Annotated in this window: 11 protein-coding genes; 6 read left to right on the top strand and 5 right to left on the bottom strand. The window is 39.7% G+C overall.

The window, feature by feature from the left end; translation table 11 throughout:
* Positions 1-54 precede the first annotated feature (54 nt).
* From J4E06_RS02090 to J4E06_RS02105, 4 genes are all read right to left on the bottom strand, one after another.
* On the bottom strand, positions 55-3,483 hold the full coding sequence (locus J4E06_RS02090; protein ID WP_349522388.1) for a VCBS repeat-containing protein: 3,429 nt from the start codon (positions 3,481-3,483) through the stop codon (positions 55-57).
* A gap of 236 nt (positions 3,484-3,719) precedes the next feature.
* A complete protein-coding gene (locus tag J4E06_RS02095) occupies positions 3,720-5,258 on the bottom strand; it encodes a RagB/SusD family nutrient uptake outer membrane protein (RefSeq protein ID WP_349522389.1) in 1,539 nt (512 codons plus the stop codon).
* Positions 5,259-5,282: 24 nt separating this feature from the next.
* Positions 5,283-8,381, bottom strand: a complete 3,099-nt coding sequence (locus J4E06_RS02100) for a SusC/RagA family TonB-linked outer membrane protein (protein ID WP_349522390.1) — start codon at positions 8,379-8,381, stop codon at positions 5,283-5,285.
* Positions 8,382-8,637: 256 nt separating this feature from the next.
* Entirely contained in the window at positions 8,638-9,795 is a 1,158-nt protein-coding gene (locus J4E06_RS02105; RefSeq protein ID WP_349522391.1) for an AgaS family sugar isomerase, read from the bottom strand.
* Between the two features lie 172 nt (positions 9,796-9,967).
* Between J4E06_RS02105 and agaR the strand changes: the two genes are divergently transcribed.
* The 6 genes from agaR (at position 9,968) to J4E06_RS02135 (ending at position 17,803) form a co-directional block, all read left to right on the top strand.
* Complete coding sequence (gene agaR, locus J4E06_RS02110) at positions 9,968-10,753, top strand: transcriptional repressor AgaR (RefSeq protein WP_349522392.1); 786 nt, start codon at positions 9,968-9,970, stop codon at positions 10,751-10,753.
* Positions 10,754-11,521: 768 nt separating this feature from the next.
* Positions 11,522-12,466: a carbohydrate kinase family protein gene (locus tag J4E06_RS02115; protein ID WP_349522393.1), complete on the top strand. Its 945-nt coding sequence runs from the start codon at positions 11,522-11,524 to the stop codon at positions 12,464-12,466.
* A gap of 3 nt (positions 12,467-12,469) precedes the next feature.
* Positions 12,470-13,294, top strand: a complete 825-nt coding sequence (locus J4E06_RS02120; RefSeq protein ID WP_349522394.1) for a class II fructose-bisphosphate aldolase — start codon at positions 12,470-12,472, stop codon at positions 13,292-13,294.
* Positions 13,291-14,358, top strand: a complete 1,068-nt coding sequence (locus J4E06_RS02125) for an amidohydrolase family protein (RefSeq protein ID WP_349522395.1) — start codon at positions 13,291-13,293, stop codon at positions 14,356-14,358. Before J4E06_RS02120 ends, J4E06_RS02125 begins: the two co-directional genes overlap by 4 nt.
* 1 nt (position 14,359) lies before the next feature.
* A complete protein-coding gene (locus tag J4E06_RS02130) occupies positions 14,360-16,420 on the top strand; it encodes a glycoside hydrolase family 36 protein (RefSeq protein WP_349522396.1) in 2,061 nt (686 codons plus the stop codon).
* A 30-nt stretch (positions 16,421-16,450) separates the two neighbouring features.
* Complete coding sequence (locus J4E06_RS02135) at positions 16,451-17,803, top strand: Gfo/Idh/MocA family protein (protein WP_349522397.1); 1,353 nt, start codon at positions 16,451-16,453, stop codon at positions 17,801-17,803.
* 270 nt (positions 17,804-18,073) lie between these two features.
* Here J4E06_RS02135 and J4E06_RS02140 read toward each other — a convergent pair whose 3' ends face one another.
* On the bottom strand, positions 18,074-19,027 hold the full coding sequence (locus J4E06_RS02140; RefSeq protein WP_349522398.1) for a nitrilase family protein: 954 nt from the start codon (positions 19,025-19,027) through the stop codon (positions 18,074-18,076).
* Positions 19,028-19,745: the final 718 nt, after the last annotated feature.

The following is a 19,745-nucleotide window of genomic DNA, read 5'->3' on the forward strand; positions in this document are numbered from 1 at the left end:
AAAAAACAATAGGAAAAATTCCCATTAATAGAAAAATATATAAGTAAACCCTTTTCATTGAATTGGCAATATTTCGTGTTCATTCCCTGTATTATCTATAATTATCACGGAGCTTGCAGCAATTGGAATTGAAAATACCCTACTAGGCTGTGATAAATATCCTGAGGAACGACTGAATTCAAATCGTTGTAACGAACCATCGTCATAAGTAACCAAGGCAGCTATCTCATTTTGTTTTGGAGTATAGGTTCCATTTTTGGGTCCCTCATAATCCAAAAAAGACAGAGGTCCATCGTTGATGCTGGCAATTATTAGCTCTTTGTTTCCATTTTTTATATTAACCAAAGCCTTTGCATCTCCCTTTATATAGAAACCACTTTGCTTTGATTCAATATTAGTAAAGTTTCCTTTTCCATCACCTATCAGTAGCCAACCTATGGATGCATCATATTGGCCTGAAAAAACTTCGCTACTATAAAAATTTCCAACGGCAAGTACATCCAAATTACCATCTTGGTTGTAATCTCCAACCATAGTTCCGTACATGGGTGCTATTTGAGACATTTTGGGCAATGCGGAAAGTTTAAATTTCCCATCTCCTTTATTCTCTAAATAACTACTGGCAAAGTTTTCACTTTTTACAATAAAGGCATCTTCGAGTTCTTCTTTTAAGAATGTTTCCTCGAATGTAGCTTCGGCATAGTCGGTATAGGTTCTAAACCTACCTCTCATTGCATTTATCTGTTTTATTAGGTCGTTGCGTGAATGGGCCACATAATTTTCCCCGTTGATATAACAACTCATAACTGGATCAATTTGCCCATTTTTATCAAAATCCTTGGCATAAATTCGAAGGGGCTCATCTTTACTTACTTCAAAGCGGTTGTTTAGGCCAAAATTTCCTAGGATATAATCCACATCCCCATCTGAATCAAAGTCCCCAGCACTAATACTGTTCCACCAACCATAACTAGAATCCAATTCTTGTCCTGCCGAAATTTCTTTTAAAGAACCATTGTTGTTCTTAAAAATACGAATGGGCATAAACTCCCCTACTATGATAAGATCAATCCAATCATCATTATCGAAATCGGTCCAAAGTGCCGCTGTAACCATTCCCAACTCTTTTAAATCAGGATTGCTATTATCTTCAACAAATTCTATTTGACCAGCTTTACTTTTATTTTTGAGAAGCATACTTCTTGGTGTTAAAGGATATTCTCCAGGTCTTACCCTGCCGCCAACAAAAAGATCCATAAATCCGTCACGATCATAATCCGCAGCAGCTACGACCGAGCCGCTGAACCTATTGTCCGGCAAAGCATTTTTCTTTGAGAAATCACCAGAACCATCATTCTGATATATACGGTCTTCATAAAATTCACTGTTTTTACCAAAACTGCTTCCTCCACTAACAACGTACATATCTTCATCCCCATCATTATCTGCATCAAAAAATAAAGACCCCATATCCTCATAATCAGGATCTTGAAAGTCCATTTTGGTGAATTTTCCATTTTTGCGTTGAACCATAAGCGCTCCAGGTTGCCCTGCCGCACCGCCAATAAAAAAATCCTCCAAATCGTCACCGTTAACATCCCCTACGGAAAGTCCCGGTCCATTTCTTGAATGCATATGCGGCAATAAAGGTTGAATCTTATAATCCACGAAATCATCTTCTTTGTGAACAAATTCAACTACCGTGCTATCTTTAGGATAAAATAAGGGTGATACATTGTCTTCATCCTTTTTAATTTTAAAACCTTCGGTTGCATTCTTATGGTCTAAAGTAAGCTCATTATTTGCAGGCAAGTTTTTTAACAGCTCCTTTTTACCATCTGGCCATGTCACAATAATAGTATCTATAACATCAACGTTTCCAAGCCCAAAGTGCAATCCGGACTCAACGGAAGAAAGATAACCCCTGTAAGGAGTGTGATAACCAACTTGTTTTTTTCCCTGATAGCGAATCTCGATTTGGCTGCCCAAGCCTTCAATATTTTTGTCCTTTCCCTTAAACTTGAATTTAATGTAGTTAGAAGATTGGTTCTTGTTACTTTGGTTTTCATAAAGTCCCGCGGGATCATCTATATTATTAATGACAAGGTCTAAATCACCATCGTTGTCAAAATCTGCATATGCGGATCCATTGGAATACGTTGGCTTATCAAAACCTGCCTTATTCGTGATATTTTCAAAGCCCAGTTCACCGGTATTTTTATAAAAATAGTTTTTGATTTTAATGCCTGGTAATTTATTTAACTCCTTTAGTCTGGCCTTTCTGTTGGCCTCTTCAGTGCCCATGGTAAGGATCCTATTTCCATAAACCATAAAATCCAAGTTGGTGATATCCTGTCTGTAGCCATTGGTTATGTAAAGGTCTCGTAACCCATCTTGATCGAAATCGGCAAGCAACGGACTCCAACTCCATTCTGTTGCGGATATTCCCATCAATTGCCCCATTTCACTGAAAGAACCATTACCATTATTTAATTGAAGGGTATTCCTAATATATTGTGGTTCATATCCATAGGAAAGTGATGTTTGAAATTCATCATATTTATTCCCCACCATGGTCAGTTTCCAACGTTTGTTGTCCTCAGGCAACATATCAAGGACAATTACATCCATAAAGCCGTCATTATTGATGTCAGAAATATCATTACCCATCCCATTAAAGGTCAGATGTTTAAAATAGCTATCCAATTCATTTTTAAATGACCCATCTTTTTGGTTAACGTATAGGATATCGTTGGTCAGAAAGTCATTGGATACGTAAATATCAGGCCAACCATCTCTATTTAAATCACAAACTTCAACACCTAACCCAAAACCTTCAATAAGGATATTTGCTTCTTTGGATACATCAGTAAACGTGTTGTCCCCATTGTTTTTAAAGAGTTTATCCACTGAAGGTACTTTTCCTGATTCATCAATAGGACGTGCAGTATTTCTATTAAAGTCAACCAGTGCATTATTTAGCAGGTACATGTCCAAATCGCCATCCAAATCATAATCAAAAAAGGCAGCTTGGGTGGAATAGCCATCATAATCCAAACCCCACTCTGCTGCAGATTCGGTAAAGGTTAATCCCTGTCCTGATCCGGTGTTATTAATGAACAATAAATTCCTCCTAGCGTCTTTCTTATAACTTCTAGGTCCACCACAACTCACATATATGTCTGGATATGAATCTTGGTTTATATCAACAATAGCAACCCCATTTGACCAATTTTGGGTACCTGTATTTGATTTGACGGTAATATCCTCAAATTTCCAATCGCCCAAATTTCTGTATAATTTATTGCTCGACATATTGGCGGTAAAATAGATATCCTGAAGACCATCCAAATCAAAGTCAGCAACAGCAACACCTGCACCATTGTACATATATTCAAATTCAAGAACGGACAATTCATCGCTTAAGATTAATCCATTCGAGAAATTTACACCAGTTTCTTCAGCTGTTTTGGCTTTAAACAAAGATTTGTCATCATCGCCACATCCTAAGCTAAAAATTAAAACTGGAAATAATAGAAATAGTTTAACATTGATTTTTTTAAGAAAAGGACATGAAAACATAATCATACTTCATCTTAGCGTATTTGTACATAAACACAATCCAATCTAATAAATTAGATTGGATTGTTGAATTAAAAGTAAATAAATCAAACTAACTACTAAAGACTTATAATAAACTATTGAGTGTGATTGAAAAATTAATATCCAGGGTTTTGCTGTAGCAAACCATCAGAACGCTCAATTTCCGATAATGGAAAAGGAAATACGCTTAAACGGTCATTCCAGCTGCCACCGAATACTTCGGGACCAATACCCCATCTTGTAATATCAAACCACCTATGAGGCTCAAATGCCAGCTCAACTCTTTTTTCTTGTCTCATTGCAGTCAATAAATCAGCCCCTGCTGCTAAATCGTCCAAACCAGCTCTATTACGTATATCATTAATCTGTTGTTCGGCAATACCTAGGTCACCACCTCCTTCAATGAGTGCCTCCGCATATAACAACTTGAGTTCAGCAAAGCGGAACCAACGTTCATTATTAAATTCTGCGGCACCATTGGAGGAACTATTGGCATTTACCGTATTAACAGGTCCCCTATATTTCTTTGAAGTATAGCCCGTTGAAGACCATGTATTATCATAAGGCAATTCTATTTGCCCACCTGCATCAATGGTGTAATACATATCACCATCTTGATAAATGATTGAATTTAACCTAGGATCGCCAGGCTCAAAAGCATCAACCAAATCTTGGGTTGGAGCAAACCAACCATTCTTCCCTCCTGGGACGCCATTCCCTCCAGCATCCCAATAATAGCCTCTGGCAATACCTTGCGAAGCTTTGAAATCCTCAGAATGTGTATCGTCAAACACCCATATGTTGTCATCCGCAAACGGTCCTCCAAATTGTATTTCAAAAATGGATTCCGTATTGTTTTCCGTATTGAAATTAAAATTATCTTCAAAACTCGGCATTAACGAATAGGGGCCATTATTAACAACATCGGCCAATGCAATGATGGCCGTGGGCCAATCCTCCTTCCATACATTCACTTTTCCAATATATGACTTGGCCGCCCAAGAAGTTGCCCTTCCTGTATTTCCAGTATCCCAAGAATCTGGTAATCCAGCAGCTGCATCAGCCATATCAGATAAAATAGCATCGAACAAATCTGCTTTAGTGGCATTTGGCAAAGCTTGATTATTAATACCCTCAACAATCTCCATGGCCAATGGTGGTGTTCCATATAACTTTAATGCCTGAAAATGGAACCAAGCCCTAAGAAATTTGGCCTCTGCCGCCAAAACTGTTTTGTCATTTTCGGTAAGTTCATTCTCGCCTTCCAGCCTATCGAGTACAAGATTGGCCCTGTAAATACCTTCATAAATCTGTGTGTACGCGGCTGCATAAGGTACATCCGCTGCTCGAACCTGCAGCGCATCTATATCTCTTGAAATCTGATCTGACTGGACTGCATCAGCAGCAACGTCATCGGTAACTACCACCGTTAGTTTCCAAAACTCCCCTCGTTCGGATAAAGTTTCAGTACTCGTTCCCCATAAATCCTGAATTGAAGAATAGGATGCAAAGATAGCGCCATCAAAATCCGCTCTCGTTTTATAAAAGGTATCAGTAGTCAACCTATCCAAAGGTTGCAGATCCAATTGGTCACTACATGAGAATAAAGTACCCAAAATGCAAACAGCAACAATAAATTGGTTTATTTTTTTCATGATTATCTTATTATATTTTTCCTATTAATTAAAGTTTATCGTCCATCCTAACTGGATTATTCTAGGCAATGGTGAAGCACCGCCGTCCTGGCCTGTCGCGAGTGTAAACTCACCCTTTTGAAAACTTTGAGCACGTCCCACCTCAGGGTCATATCCTGAATATTTTGTAAAAGTAGCCAAGTTTTGTGCTCCTATGTAAAAGCGCATATTGGTTATAAAATTGTCTGTCCAACTTTTCAATTTTTCCTGTGGCAACGTATACCCTACAGAGATGTTCTGAATTCGTAAATACCCAGCATTCTCCACCCATCTATCCGAAAAACGATTGTTTCCGTTAGGATCGTTTAATGCCAATCGTGGGTTTGAACTTGAATTGGTAGTTCCCTCACCGGTCCATCTATCCAAAATCTGGGTACTAAAATTGCCTTGTCCCGTCATACCCTCTAAACCAATCCTACCAGAAAAGTAAATCTGTCGATCACCGACACCCCTTAAGTTCATGGAAAAGTCCCATCCCTTATATTCAGCATTGAAATTAAACCCATAGAAAAATCCTGGGAACGGACTTCCCAGTATAGTCCTATCGTTAGCATCCACAACACCGTCATTGTTAACATCCACAAAACGGATATCTCCAGGTGAAGGTGTTCCGTTTACATCTGGCACTGCCGCGTCAACCTCAGCATCATTCTGATAGAGACCATCGGTTTTGTAACCATAGAAATGTCCCAAACTCTCTCCAACAATAGTTCTGTGGGTCGAAGCACCCCCAATACCACTGATTATCGATGGTATCGGACCTAAATCCGTAACCTCATTCTTTACAGTAGTAAGGTTACCCCCAAAACTATAATTGAAATCACCTATTGAATTTGCGTAGTTGAATGAAAACTCTATACCTGAGTTCTTGATCTGACCAATATTTGCATCAGCAGGCAGAAAAAATCCAGATACATATGGAAGTGGAAAGCCTATCAAAACATCGTCCGTCGTTTTATTGTAGTAATCAAACGTAGATGTCAACTTACCGTTAAAAAAGCTGGCATCAACACCAATATCAAATTGAGTACTTGTTTCCCACTTAAGATCGGAGTTTGCAAATGTTGTCGGAGCCGGGGCAATTACCGTCCCATCTCCTTCACCTATGGCATAGCGAATATTACTATCTATAGCGCTGAGGTATGCAAAATTGAGGCCCGTAAACTGATTTCCAGACTGGCCCCAACCTGCCCTAATTTTTATATCATCTATAGCCGTACTTTCCGGAAAGAAATTTTCATCCGTTATTCTCCACCCAACAGAAACTGAAGGGAATATCTGATCCCTATTACCAGGGGCAAATCTTGAAGTTTCATCCCTTCTCACATTGGCAGTTGCAAGATATTTTCCCTTGTAATTATAAGTAACACGTCCTAGCCATCCCTGCAAGGTCCATAAATCTGCTTCATTGGCACCTGTAACAGCCCTTCCGGTAGAAGCGAAGTTCAAATTAAAAAGGTCATTACCCTGTAGCCTTAATTTATCGAAGCGAAATTTTGTCTGTTCAAATCCAAAAATAGCTCCTACATTGTGGTCCCCATCACCAAAGGTTTTATCATATTGAAGTGTCGCGGCAGTAGTAAGAGTCAATTCAATAGGCCTTTCCTGAACTAAGCGTGACGCCGGACTGCCACCATCCAATGCCGGAAGATTACTTGTAAAATAATCCCCAACACCTACATTGTAGTCAACACCCAATGATGTTCTGGCCTTCAAACCATCAGCTATTTTGAGTTCACCATAAAAATTCCCCAAAACCTTACGTGTCTGTATAGTCGTTGTGGTAAATCTATCATCGGTAAAATATAAGTAGTTGGCCGCCGATCCATTACCAACAGTTTCTTGGTTTATAAGGTTGTACCCCAATGGACCATCACCATAAGGCTGATAGTAGGGTGCATTGCTAGCGGAGTTGAACCCAGCAAATATTCCAGGTTCACTTTGGACCTGTCTATCAGTCTGACTTATCAAAATGGACTCACCAAATTTTAGTCTGTTTCCGATTTCAATATCCGAATTTGCCTTAAAGGAATATCTACTAAAGGCTTGAGCCCGCTCTATACCCTCTTGATCCATATATCCCCCGGATATGAAATAGGTTGCTTTTTCGTTTCCACCGCTCACTGAGACGTTGTGATTTTGGACAAAACCGGTTCTAAACATCAAATCCTGCCAATCCACAAACGGCTGTCCACTGAATTGTGATAAATCCGTTCCCAGCTGACCTTGAATATCGATATATTGCTCCACATCCAACACATCAATTTTATCTCGGATACTTGCAAAAGAAGTGTATCCATCATAGGTGACCCTAGCATCACCTCTTTTCCCTCTTTTGGTGGTAACAATGATAACTCCATTCGCAGCCCTTGCGCCATAAATAGCAGTGGATGCGGCATCTTTCAAGACATCTATAGACTCAATGTCATTGGAATTCAAACCTGCCAATGGATTGGAGTCTGTTGTAGATGAAGTATTGACCGTTATGTTGGTGGTTTGAACTATCGGCACACCATCAATTACCCAAAGTGGATCATTCACCCCTGGAGTCCCTACACCTCTTATACGTACACTTATGGGTGCGCCTGGGTCACCACTACGATTTGTAATATTAACCCCTGAAATAGTACCGGCCAGTGCTTGGTCAGGACTCGTAATTGGCTTGTTGACGATTTCAGAGGACGCAATTGAGCCTACAGAACCGGTCAAATCAGCCTTTCTCTGTGTACCATAACCAACAACAACAACCTCCGATAAGGATTGCGCATCAGGTTCCATGATAACATTAATAGTGGATCGGCCGTTAATTTCTACTTCCTTTTTTTGGTAACCAATATAGGTAAATACCAAAACATCTTCCCCTTGGGGTACTTCAATTGAATAATTGCCGTCGAAATCAGAAGAAACCCCGACGGTTGTCCCTTTGACAACAACATTCACCCCTATAAGAGGTCCAGATTCATCTGAGACATTACCCGTAACTACAGTTTGTCCGTGAACCCACGGTGTTCCCATAGCCATGAACATGAACATGAAAGCCGAGAGAACTTGAATTCGAAAGCACATAACAAGAATTCGTTTCATAATTTAAGTTTAGTTTAGTTTTAGATGGTTTTCAAAAGTATTTCACACGGTTAGTAAACCTTTTTTTTATGCAAAACATTTCTTTTTATTTCACTTTACAATGATGCTAGCGAAATTTTATTAATTACATTATAACCAATAATTTAACCGCTTATTAATCAAAGTTAAAAAAATATTAATATTACGCAACCTTTTTTTTTAATATTTTTATCTTATTTTTCCTTTTTAATTTTTAATTACTCAACTTGCAACAACATCAATAAATGATAACTCCCTTTACCACTCTTGAAATAGCACCAGATTTTGAGGGAGAATCAGGTTGAAGTTTTAAATCCAAGGATTTGAAGAACCCCAAGAGTTGACCAAATAAAATAAAACAAACCGCAAGATACTCTTCAGGAACATCATAGGAGTCACCCCCACCCACAGCAATACTTCTGTCTATCTGTATTTTATCGATAGATTTTACCGACATCCCAATTTGACCTAAAGGCTTTTTCCCAACATCCATACCAACCACAAGGTCGGTTTCATATCGTAAAACATCCTCTTTATTGGAAAAATAATATATAAGCAGTGTAGTATGGTCCACAACTGCTTTTGGACCATGACGAAAACCGAGATAGGAATCGTTCTTACAAACAATTTCGCCATCCGTTAATTCCTGTAATTTAAGGTGTGACTCCATAGCTGTCCCATAGAGAGGACCCGAACCCAAAAAAACGGCACGTTTGAAATCCAAAGACGCCATTTTTGTAATTTCATCTATGACACTGTTGCCCAAAATGTTGTTTCCATAATCCATTATTGCCTGGACAATTTTCCTTTGACCCTCCAACCTTTTATAATTGCCAATCAAAAGAGCCGTTAGGAGCATTCCTGAATAGCTTCCTGTCATGGCCAGGCTCTTGTCATTGGAATCCGGTGGCAAAAGAAAAACCAAACTCTTGTTCTTTGATTTGTAATTTGCCAAATCACCTTCCTCACTACAAGTAATAATCAGGTGAAAGCATCGGTCTATATGTGAATCTGCCAGAGATACTGCCGCCATACTTTCTGGACTGTTTCCAGACCTGGCAAAGGAAATCATTAAAGTAGGTCTTGCTTTTTCAAAATAATCCTGCGGGTGTGAAACCAAATGTGTTGTGGGTATCGATAGCGTTGTGATTCCAAAATTTCGTTGTAAGAGTCCCTCAACAGAGCAACCTATATATGCGCTGGTCCCAGCACCAGTTAGCATTATCTTTTGGGAAGTAAGCAAAGCCTCATCTAAAAATTCACTTATCCCATCCTTTTCCCTTAGCAATTTTTCAAATATCTTTTCCCATAGTTCTGGTTGACCTGATATTTCTTTAGCAGTATAAAGTGCACCAAAGTCTTTAAGTTTAGTATCTTCTATATTTAGGTACTTCATTAATTTAAATAATTACCAGTTTAAATTACATTTAGTTTCATTTCCTTGTGTTACAAATATATGTAAACTTATTTATACTTACTTTATCTATTATTATTTATTTGTTTGTTCCTTTAATTTAAATTATCGCTCTAAGTTTATATCTTGTTCAATAATTATTAAATGAATTTAAATGAAAGGCAAGAGGTCAAAGCGTTCCACGGTTGAGAGACGAAAAAAAATATTGAATATGCTTGAAACCAATGGACAGGTGTTTGTCCATGAACTTAGTGAAGAATTCAATGTTAGCGAAGTGACTATCCGTAACGACCTTGAATTGTTCGAATCAAAAGGGCTGCTCATACGTTCAAGAGGTGGGGCTATGCTTGTTGAAAATACCGTAGGCATGGATTACCGATTGTCCGATAAGGATAAGATTAATTATAATGAGAAAATACTTATCGGAAAAAAAGCAGCTGAGCTGGTTAATTCAGGAGAAACCATCATTCTAGATTCAGGTACTACTACTTTGGAAATCGCAAAAAATTTAAGCCCAAATAAATCTATAAATGTGATAACCAATGCCCTAAACATTGCCAATGAATTACTCAAGGTACCTGATATCAATATTATAGTTCCTGGCGGAACACTGAGGAAAAACTCACATTCCCTAGTAGGCCCATTAGCTGAAAAAAGCATGCGACATTTTTATGTTGACAAGGTTTTTTTGGGTGTCGATGGATTTGACACTACCGAAGGAGCTTTTACGCCTAACATAGAAGAGGCATCACTGAACCAAACCATGATAGATATCGCAAGAGAAGTCATACTGGTTGCAGATTATAGTAAATTTAAAAGAAAAAGCCTGGCATTTATATGTCCTCCAAAAAAAATAGATACTGTAATTACTGATGACAAAATAAGTTCCGAAGACAAAAAGTGGCTTCTTGATCAAGGTATTCAAGTAATAATCGCCTAAAAAAAGTCATGCAAATTATTGGCTTTATTAGCTTCAAACGACAAACAATTTGGTAGCGTGATAATTATTAGGTGCGCTAAAAGCATTAATAGCCATTATTTTTCACACTGCCAGAGCACACTCTTGGTTGTAACAGGATTTTAATTTTTTAAGGGATTGAGGGTTTTGGTCCATACTAAGACCGAGGAGTCCCTTCAAAATACCTCGTTCAAACTTAAACTTCTTGGTTTTCGGATTTACTCTAAAGTCCATTTCCTTAATACTTGTGCCATTTACCACTAATGCATTGGTACAATTCCGAACATGTAAACCAATAGATTACAACTTACTCAAAAAATAGCAGTACATTTTTAAATCGGCAGTCAACACACCCCATATCAGCAAACACAAGGAAATTGAAGCGCTCTAGGAACATGGCCTGGTTTGATGCTAAATAAAATATTTTTTTTAACTACATTTCATATTTGAAACAAAAAGAAACTATAAAAAAGATTTTTTAGTAGTTTAAAAAGCTTATGTAAGTTTTAAATTATATATTTACATAATTAATCTAATTACATGTTTAAACATGCAGATTAAAAACGCAGGGTTCTCTTTTAGATGCATTCATGATTATTTACAATAGTAATAATTGCAATTAATGAAATATTTCTCTTAAAAGAATCAAGAATGTAAATTGAGTATTGTAACACTATTCCTGCTTATGCACTTTTTTAGGGAAAAAATTGTAGAATAGTTGGGATTAAAATTCAAAAATAGGAACATAAAATGACTTCTTTTGATGTTTTGGTAATTGGAGAATTGAATGTTGATATTATCCTAGATGACATTCAAGGTTTTCCAACCGTTGGAAAAGAAATTTTAGCAAACGAGCTTAATGTAACCATGGGGAGCAGTTCTGCCATATTTGCGAGCAATCTGAGTTCGCTGGGAAAGTCTGTAACCCTTGCGGGGTTGATAGGCGAAGATAGCTTTTCCGATTTAATCAGAAAATCTTTAAATGGCAAAGGTGTAAACACTGATTTTGTTACAAATACTAACAAATATAGTACGGGATTAACCATAGTTATGAATTATGGAATGGATCGCGCCAATGTTACATTTCCAGGAGCAATGGAACATCAATTGGAAAAAGACATCACGGATGAAATGTTGTTGAGTTCCAAACATATGCACTTAAGCTCAATATTTTTGCAAAAGGGAATAAAGAATGAAGCTGTAAAACTCTTTAAACGTGCCAAAAAATTGGGGCTTACAACATCCATGGATCCCCAATGGGACCCTGATGAAAATTGGGACTTGGATTTGGAGGAATTATTGCCATATATAGACGTTTGGATGCCCAATGTTGTGGAGTTTAAAAAGATTACCGGTACGGATAAAATATCAACTGGTATTGAAAAAGTAAAGAAATATTCAAATCATATTGTGATTAAAGATGGTATAAATGGTGCTCATCTTTGGGAAAACGGAAAACTTACTTCTAAACCTGCATTTCAAAACAGTGAAGTAGCTGATTGTATTGGGGCTGGAGACAGTTTTGATGCCGGATTTATCAGCGAATTCCTAAAAGGGTCTAGCATGAGCCGTTGTGTGGAAGTAGGTAATATTATGGGGGCAATCAATACACTTGAACCTGGTGGAACAGCAGCATTTGCAAACATGGAAACTGTAAAGAAAATAGCCAATGAAAAATTTGAATTCACACTCTAACCAATGAAATTAAAACAAAGATTAAAGGAAAATAAAAAAACAGGAAGGGCTCTACTTGCAACAAACTTCTACAATTTTGAAACGGTTGCTGCGGTCTTGACAGCAGCCCGTGACACAAAATCAGATTTAATTCTACAGCTTTCAGAAAGTTCGTTACACTATATGGGATTGGAAGTAGCTTCCTCACTTGCCCGTGCAGCTATTTTGCAGTATGGCGTAAAAGCATGGCTTCATTTAGACCACGGTCAAAATGTAGCATTGGTAAAACAATGTATAGATGCAGGATTTGATTCGGTGATGATAGATGCCAGTGAAAAAACGTTTGATGAGAATATAAAGATAACCAAGGAAATTGTCGAGTATGCATCAGGATATGATATCAATGTAGAAGCAGAGTTGGGTTACATTTCAAAACTTGGGCAAGAACAAAAAATGGTTTACACGCGCCCAGACGAAGCTAAGGCTTTTGTAGAGGCCACAGGTGTAAATGCGTTGGCGGTAGCGGTAGGCTCTGCCCACGGATTTTATAAGGAAGTGCCCAATTTACAGCTCGACCTTATCGCTGAAATCAATGAGGCGACTGATGCCGCCCTTGTACTGCACGGAAGTTCGGGAATCCCTGACGACCAATTACAAAGTGCCATTAAAATGGGCATAACCAAAATAAATCTGGCCACAGAAATCAAGAATATTTTTATGAAAACACTTCAAGAAATTTTGAAAGATACAGACAACATCGACTTGAGGGAGGTATTTCCAAAGGCCACATCCGCAGCCACAGCGCTGGTAACCAATAAATTGAGAACAATAAACTTTAATCAATTATGAACAGAATAATTATACTCCTACTCTGTATTAGTTTCGGAATTTTGCCCAGTAGGGCCCAAGAGGATGTCTTACTCAAGGATTACAGGCCAAAATCAGTGTACAATATTCAAAAGACAGAAGTTGCCAAGGCTAAATACCCTGTAATCGATGTCCACTCCCATCCCTATGCATCTTCCGATGAAGAGATCAGGGAATGGATAAAGACCATGGATGAGCAAGGAGTTGAAAAAACCCTGATCTTATCCTACCAAACAGGTGATAAGTTTGATAGCATCTATAACGTATATTCCAAATACGGCGACCGCTTTGAAATATGGTGCGGATTCGATTACACCGGATACGAAGAAAAGGGATGGACCGAAAAGGCCATCAAAGAACTAGAACGCTGCTTTAAAGTAGGTGCCAAAGGTGTAGGGGAATTGGGCGACAAAGGTTTAGGTCTCTTTTATTCAGGACCGAGCCCAGCTCCCGGTATGCACATCAATGATCCTAGGATGCAGCCCTTACTAAAACGTTGTGGAGAACTGAGAATGCCTGTCAATGTCCATGTTGCAGAACCTATATGGATGTACGAGCCCATAGACAACCAAAACGATGGCCTGATGAATGCAGAAAACTGGCAGATTGATAAATCCAAACCAAATCTCCTGCTTCATGGGGAACTGATAAACACCTTGGAAGAAGCTGTTTCCAATAACCCGGGCACCACCTTTATCGCATGTCACTATGCCAATTGCAGTTATGACCTGAACATTCTGGGAAGGCTATTCGACAAATATGAAAACCTATATGCCGACATCTCTGCCAGATATGCCGAAACGGCGCCCACACCAAGGGCCACAGGAGCCTTTTACAAAAAATATCAGGACAGACTTTTATATGGTACGGACATGGGCATGGAGCCGTCCATGTACAGAACAACCTTCAGGATTTTGGAAACAGGTGACGAACACTTTTATGAACACGACCTGTTCGGTTATCATTGGGCCCTGAATGGTCTTGACCTGGATGATGAAACCTTGAGAAAGGTGTATAGTGAAAACGCAAAAAAAATTTTAAGATAAGATGAGGAACTTTAATCTTCGAATTATATTCTGGGTTGTTTTGATAAGTCTGGTCGGTTGCAAGACCGATTCGGGCAACAAGACGGTGCTTCAAATCCAACACGGTGCTTTGAACTATGAGGTGGATGGCCTGCTGCGAACCAAAATATCCAGTACCTTGCCCAACACCAAATCACTTGTTTCCTCTTTTCAACCATCGGAGAGCATCAAAGTGAACGATCATATCGTTATTGACAAGTTTGAACATCAAGGAACCAAAGAGTCTAATATTGTTGGAGAACTGTCAGGCAAACAATGGGTTTTGGAAGGGATTTATGACCATGATGGGATAAGAGTTCAAAAAACAGTACGGCTGACCACGTATGACTCCTTTCCAGACCTAGTGTCAACACAGGTGACCTACATCAATACTTCATCTGAAAACCTCATCTTGGATAATTGGTCCAACAACTCATACCATGTGGATTCCCAAAACGATGACCCACCCTTTTGGGCTTTTCAAGGAAGTTCCTCCTCTTCGCGAAGCGACTGGGTGAAGCCTTTGGAGGCCGGTTATTATCAAAAAAACTTCATGGGCATGAACGATTCCGACTATGGAGGTGGGATTCCTGTAACCTCCGTTTGGCGAAAAGATGTAAATGTCGCCGTGGGGCACTTGGCACTGGTCCCCAAACAGGTCAGCCTGCCCACAGAAGTAGTCCCAAACCCCACTCAAGCCAAGGTAAGTGTAAGAGAGGATTTTGAAGACCGTAAGCTATTTGAGCCCAATGACACTATTCAAACACTGGAAACTTTTGTTTCCATAAGTACTGGGGATTATTTTGCCAATTTGTCCAAGTATTCAGAACTCATGCAGGCAAAAGGAATTTCCATAGTGGAGCCTGAACAGGATGCGTTTGAACCCATTTGGTGCGCTTGGGGCTACGAACGTAATTTTACCTTGGATGAGGTAATTGGTACGTTGCCAAAAGTCAAGGAACTGGGAATCAAGTGGGCGGTACTGGATGATGGTTTTCAGATTGCAGAGGGAGATTGGAACGCTGACCCCAAAAAGTTTCCACAAGGAAATATTGAGATAAAAAGATTGGTCGATAAAATACATGAGTATGACCTGAAGGCCAAAGTTTGGTGGGCCCCACTGGCAGCAGATCCAGGCAGCTGGGTGCTCAGGGAACACCCCGACAGTAAGATTGTAAAGAAAGATGGTTCGCCACAATACATTACTTGGTGGAATTCCTATTACCTGTCACCAACAAAAGAGGCCGCAATTCAGCACACCAAGGAAACCATTCAGCTTTTTATGGAAGAATGGGGGTTTGATGGATTGAAAATGGATGGACAGCACATGAACGCCGTTGCTCCTGACCATAGCCTTGAACGTCCTGAAAATTCCGTAGAGGGAGTACCTGCCTTCTTCCAGATGATATATGATGAGGCCCGCAGGATAAAACCAAATGCAGTGGTGGAAAACTGTCCATGCGGCACATGCATGTCCTTCTATAACATGGCCTCAATGAACCAAGCTGTGTCCTCCGACCCCCTATCAAGTTGGCAAATTCGCCATAAGGGAAAAACATACAAGGCATTGGTTCCAAACACTGCCTACTATGGTGACCATGTCGAGTTAAGTGATGGAGCTGATGACTTCGCCACTTCGTTCGGTATTGGAGCGGTACTTGGAACGAAGTTCACCTGGCCCAAGGACAACCCCAGCGCTTCCGGTAAATATCTTCTGACACCAGAGAAGGAAAAAGTATGGAAGAAATGGTTCGATCTATATAATACCATGATGCTTTCCAAAGGGACCTACTTGGGAGGCGTTTATGACATAGGTTATGACAAACCTGAAGCACATGTCATCCAAAAGGATGGTAGTCTTTTTTATGCCTTTTATGCCGATACATGGGATGGGGAAATCACTTTAAAAGGTCTTGATCAAGATAAGACCTATCTTTTGAGAGATTACTTCAACAACAAAGCATTGGGTGAAATATCCGGAGCAAACCCGGTTTACAATGGCTCTTTCGATGATTTCCTCCTTTTGGAGGTCACACCAAAATAGTACCTGATATAACAACCAAGAACAATGATTATGAATACCAGAAGAGATTTTTTGAAAAACACCACTTTGGCAGGCGCCGGCCTCTTTGCTGTACCCAGTTTTGCCACTCAGTATTTCAGTGAAAATGATAAATTGAACGTAGCATTGATCGGAGTGGGACTTCGGGGCACCAACCACCTCAATAACCTCCTGTTACGGAAAGACATCAATATCACGGCGATATGCGACATTGACCCGGAACGCATCAAAATAGCACAGGACCATATTGGAAAAGCAGGATTCAAGGCTCCAAAAGTATTTGGAAGTTCTGATTATGATTATCGCAATATGCTGGAATTGAAAGAAGTGGATGCTGTCATCATTTCAACACCTTGGCTTTGGCACACGCGAATGACAGTGGACGCCATGAAAGCGGGCAAATATGCCGGGGTGGAGGTTTCGGCCGCCAATACCTTGGAAGAATGCTGGGATCTGGTCAATACCCATGAAGCGACCGGAACCCACATGATGATACTGGAAAATGTGAACTACCGAAGGGATATTTTGGCTGTTCTTAACATGGTAAAACAAAACTTGTTCGGTGAACTGGTGCACTTTAGATGTGGTTATCAACATGATCTTAGGCACGTGAAATTCAACGATGGAAAAACAGCTTATGGGAAGGGTGCTGAGTTTGGAGAAAAAGCAATTTCGGAAGCCAAATGGCGTACCGCTCATTCCGTAAAACGAAATGCGGACCTCTATCCCACACATGGATTGGGGCCCATTGCAGTTATGGCAGACGTGAACCGAGGCAATCGGATGGTTTCCTTGACCTCACACGCCACAAAGGCCATTGGTCTACACAACTATGTGGTTGCCGTAGGAGGTGAAGATCACCCTAATGCAAGCGTCAACTTTAAACTTGGCGATGTGATTACCACGACCGTTGATACGGCCAATGGAGAGACCATTATCATAACCCACGACTGCAACTTGCCAAGACCCTACTCACTGGGATTCAGGGTACAAGGAGCCAATGGGCTTTGGGAAGTAGATGGAAACAGAATCTATATTGAAGGTAAATCCAAATCGCATGAATGGGATGAGGCCACATCTTGGTTGGAGCAATATGACCATCCCCTTTGGAAAAAATATGGAGAGTATGCCCTAGGTGCCGGTCATGGCGGCATGGACTTTTTTGTACTCAATTCCTTTGTTGAATCTGCAAAAGCCAATATTGCACCGCCAATGGATGCCTACGATGCTGCAGCTTGGAGCGCAGTGACACCACTGTCCGAAGCCTCCATTGCCAATAATGGGGAACCCCAAGATTTTCCTGACTTTACCAGAGGCCAATGGATAAAAAGAAAACCCTATCCGTGGATGAAGGAAAACTATTAGGCCACACCATTTTTCTTTCATTACTCATGGATTGACCTTATAGCAATTCCCCCAAAAAGGACATACTTTCCCTATTTGACCAATTACAGGGAAAGTATGTCCAAATTTTAAATGTCCAACCTCTCCAAACTTTGGGATCTATACATTCAATTGAAATAGAAACATTGACCAACGTCTCCCAAATTATTCCAATAACATCAAGCTGCTAAACTTCCTCCGTTAATCACAACGAAAAAATGGTCTTGAATCATACTGCAGTTGTACCGGAATTTATTTATCCTTTACCGAATCCCCATGTAACCAAATAGGTTTCGTATCAGACTTGTGGTCCGCACCGATTATGTCCCTGTAAAGTTCCGGTCTCCGTGCGTTCCTGTACCTCCAACCTCCTGAAAGCCCGATTTTTTCTTTGGTAACCTTGGCCAAGGTTATCTCATCATCAAATGATTTTATTTCGGATAAAATTTCCCCATATGGGTCAATGATCATCGAATTTCCATTTTTCAGATGTTCTCCGTCATATCCAATCGGATTGGTGAAGGCATAGTAAACCCCATTGTCATAAGCCCTTGTCGGAAGCCAATGCATCAGCCAACCCCTCCCTTTTGGGCCATCAAATTCCATTCGAAGGGAAACTGGGTCATCTTCCCGATTTTGCCAATATTTGTCCGCAACATAATCTCTGTGGGGCATCGCTGAGGGCGTGCAACCCGTAACGTGCGGCGCAAAGATGATTTCAGCCCCCATCAGACTTGTTGCCCTAACGTTTTCAATGATATTGTTGTCATAACAAATCAAAATCCCGCATTTCCACCCGAGCAACTCGAACACACAATATTCATTTCCGGCAGAGAGATGTTTGTTGATGAACGGATGTATTTTGCGATATTTTGCGACTACGCCATCACCCGTTACACACACATAGCAATTGTACATCTTTCCTTTCGCCTTTTCAACCAAGCCTGCCAAAATAGGAATGTCCAATTCTTTGGAAATGGCAATCAATTCCTGGATACTTTTTCCATAGGGCACCTCTTCGGCCAGATCCATTAATTGTTCCCGGCTCAAGTCTTTGGTGAACGTGTAAGCTGTTATGGACATTTCGTGAAAGCTGATCAAGTCGGCTCCCAGGCTTTTGGCCTTATTGGCGAGGCTTCGGATTATGGACAAATTATATTTTTTATCCCCGTCCTTCGGTTGAAACTGGGCAACAGATATCTTCATGTTTTATTTTTTCAATATAAATTGTTCTAACTATTCTTTTTTAATTCTCACACCCACATTGATACGAAAACCATTAATATTGAATTCCCATATTTTCGATGTGAACCACATAATAAAAGTAAGACCTTAATGGGTAATATCTAAAAAGGCTGTCAATCCTAATCAGTATCATTTTTTCCTTCTGCAAGTGATATAGCATCCAGCTAAAATATAAATGAAACTGCATGAAGAATTCATCATGAAAGTGGCTAACTCAGTACACTTTAAAATTAATAACTTTATGAAAGTATAAAATAATATAAAGAAAGTATTTGAAATATTAAATATTATTTTTACTTTAGTTTAGATTACCCAAAGTAAACAACCTAAATCGAGCCAAATACATAAGAATAGCTGTCACTACTATAAGAAGTTCATTTTGCCCGACGGAAGAGTATTCTTAAGCAAACTTTTAGGGATTGTGTCCCGAAAACGGCAAAGAACATGAGTGTTGTGAGACGGGCATTCATAAAGCAGATTTTTATAAGCAGGACCAGCTCATCAACATTTGTCCCTGATCAATGGCAATGAACACTTTGGACAAGGTATGGGGCATTTGTCACTGAAATGTCAAAAGCTTTCTTTGTTCCATTTGTTTCACATGGATGCTTGGCAACCAAATAGGTGTTTCAACGCTAGAACAGGGATGAGCTTTTAGAGACCTTTATAACGCTGAATT

This window comes from Allomuricauda sp. NFXS6 (genome assembly GCF_040148835.1).
Classification (GTDB): Bacteria; Bacteroidota; Bacteroidia; order Flavobacteriales; family Flavobacteriaceae; genus Flagellimonas.

What these genes read in the sequence shown, in the direction of transcription:
- J4E06_RS02095 (WP_349522389.1), bottom strand. Translation starts at nt 5,258, where the DNA reads ATGAAAAAAATAAACCAATTTATTGTTGCTGTTTGCATTTTGGGTACT.
- J4E06_RS02100 (WP_349522390.1), bottom strand. Translation starts at nt 8,381, where the DNA reads ATGAAACGAATTCTTGTTATGTGCTTTCGAATTCAAGTTCTCTCGGCT.
- J4E06_RS02105 (WP_349522391.1), bottom strand. Translation starts at nt 9,795, where the DNA reads ATGAAGTACCTAAATATAGAAGATACTAAACTTAAAGACTTTGGTGCA.
- agaR (WP_349522392.1), top strand. Translation starts at nt 9,968, where the DNA reads ATGAAAGGCAAGAGGTCAAAGCGTTCCACGGTTGAGAGACGAAAAAAA.
- J4E06_RS02115 (WP_349522393.1), top strand. Translation starts at nt 11,522, where the DNA reads ATGACTTCTTTTGATGTTTTGGTAATTGGAGAATTGAATGTTGATATT.
- J4E06_RS02120 (WP_349522394.1), top strand. Translation starts at nt 12,470, where the DNA reads ATGAAATTAAAACAAAGATTAAAGGAAAATAAAAAAACAGGAAGGGCT.
- J4E06_RS02125 (WP_349522395.1), top strand. Translation starts at nt 13,291, where the DNA reads ATGAACAGAATAATTATACTCCTACTCTGTATTAGTTTCGGAATTTTG.
- J4E06_RS02130 (WP_349522396.1), top strand. Translation starts at nt 14,360, where the DNA reads ATGAGGAACTTTAATCTTCGAATTATATTCTGGGTTGTTTTGATAAGT.
- J4E06_RS02135 (WP_349522397.1), top strand. Translation starts at nt 16,451, where the DNA reads ATGAATACCAGAAGAGATTTTTTGAAAAACACCACTTTGGCAGGCGCC.
- J4E06_RS02140 (WP_349522398.1), bottom strand. Translation starts at nt 19,027, where the DNA reads ATGAAGATATCTGTTGCCCAGTTTCAACCGAAGGACGGGGATAAAAAA.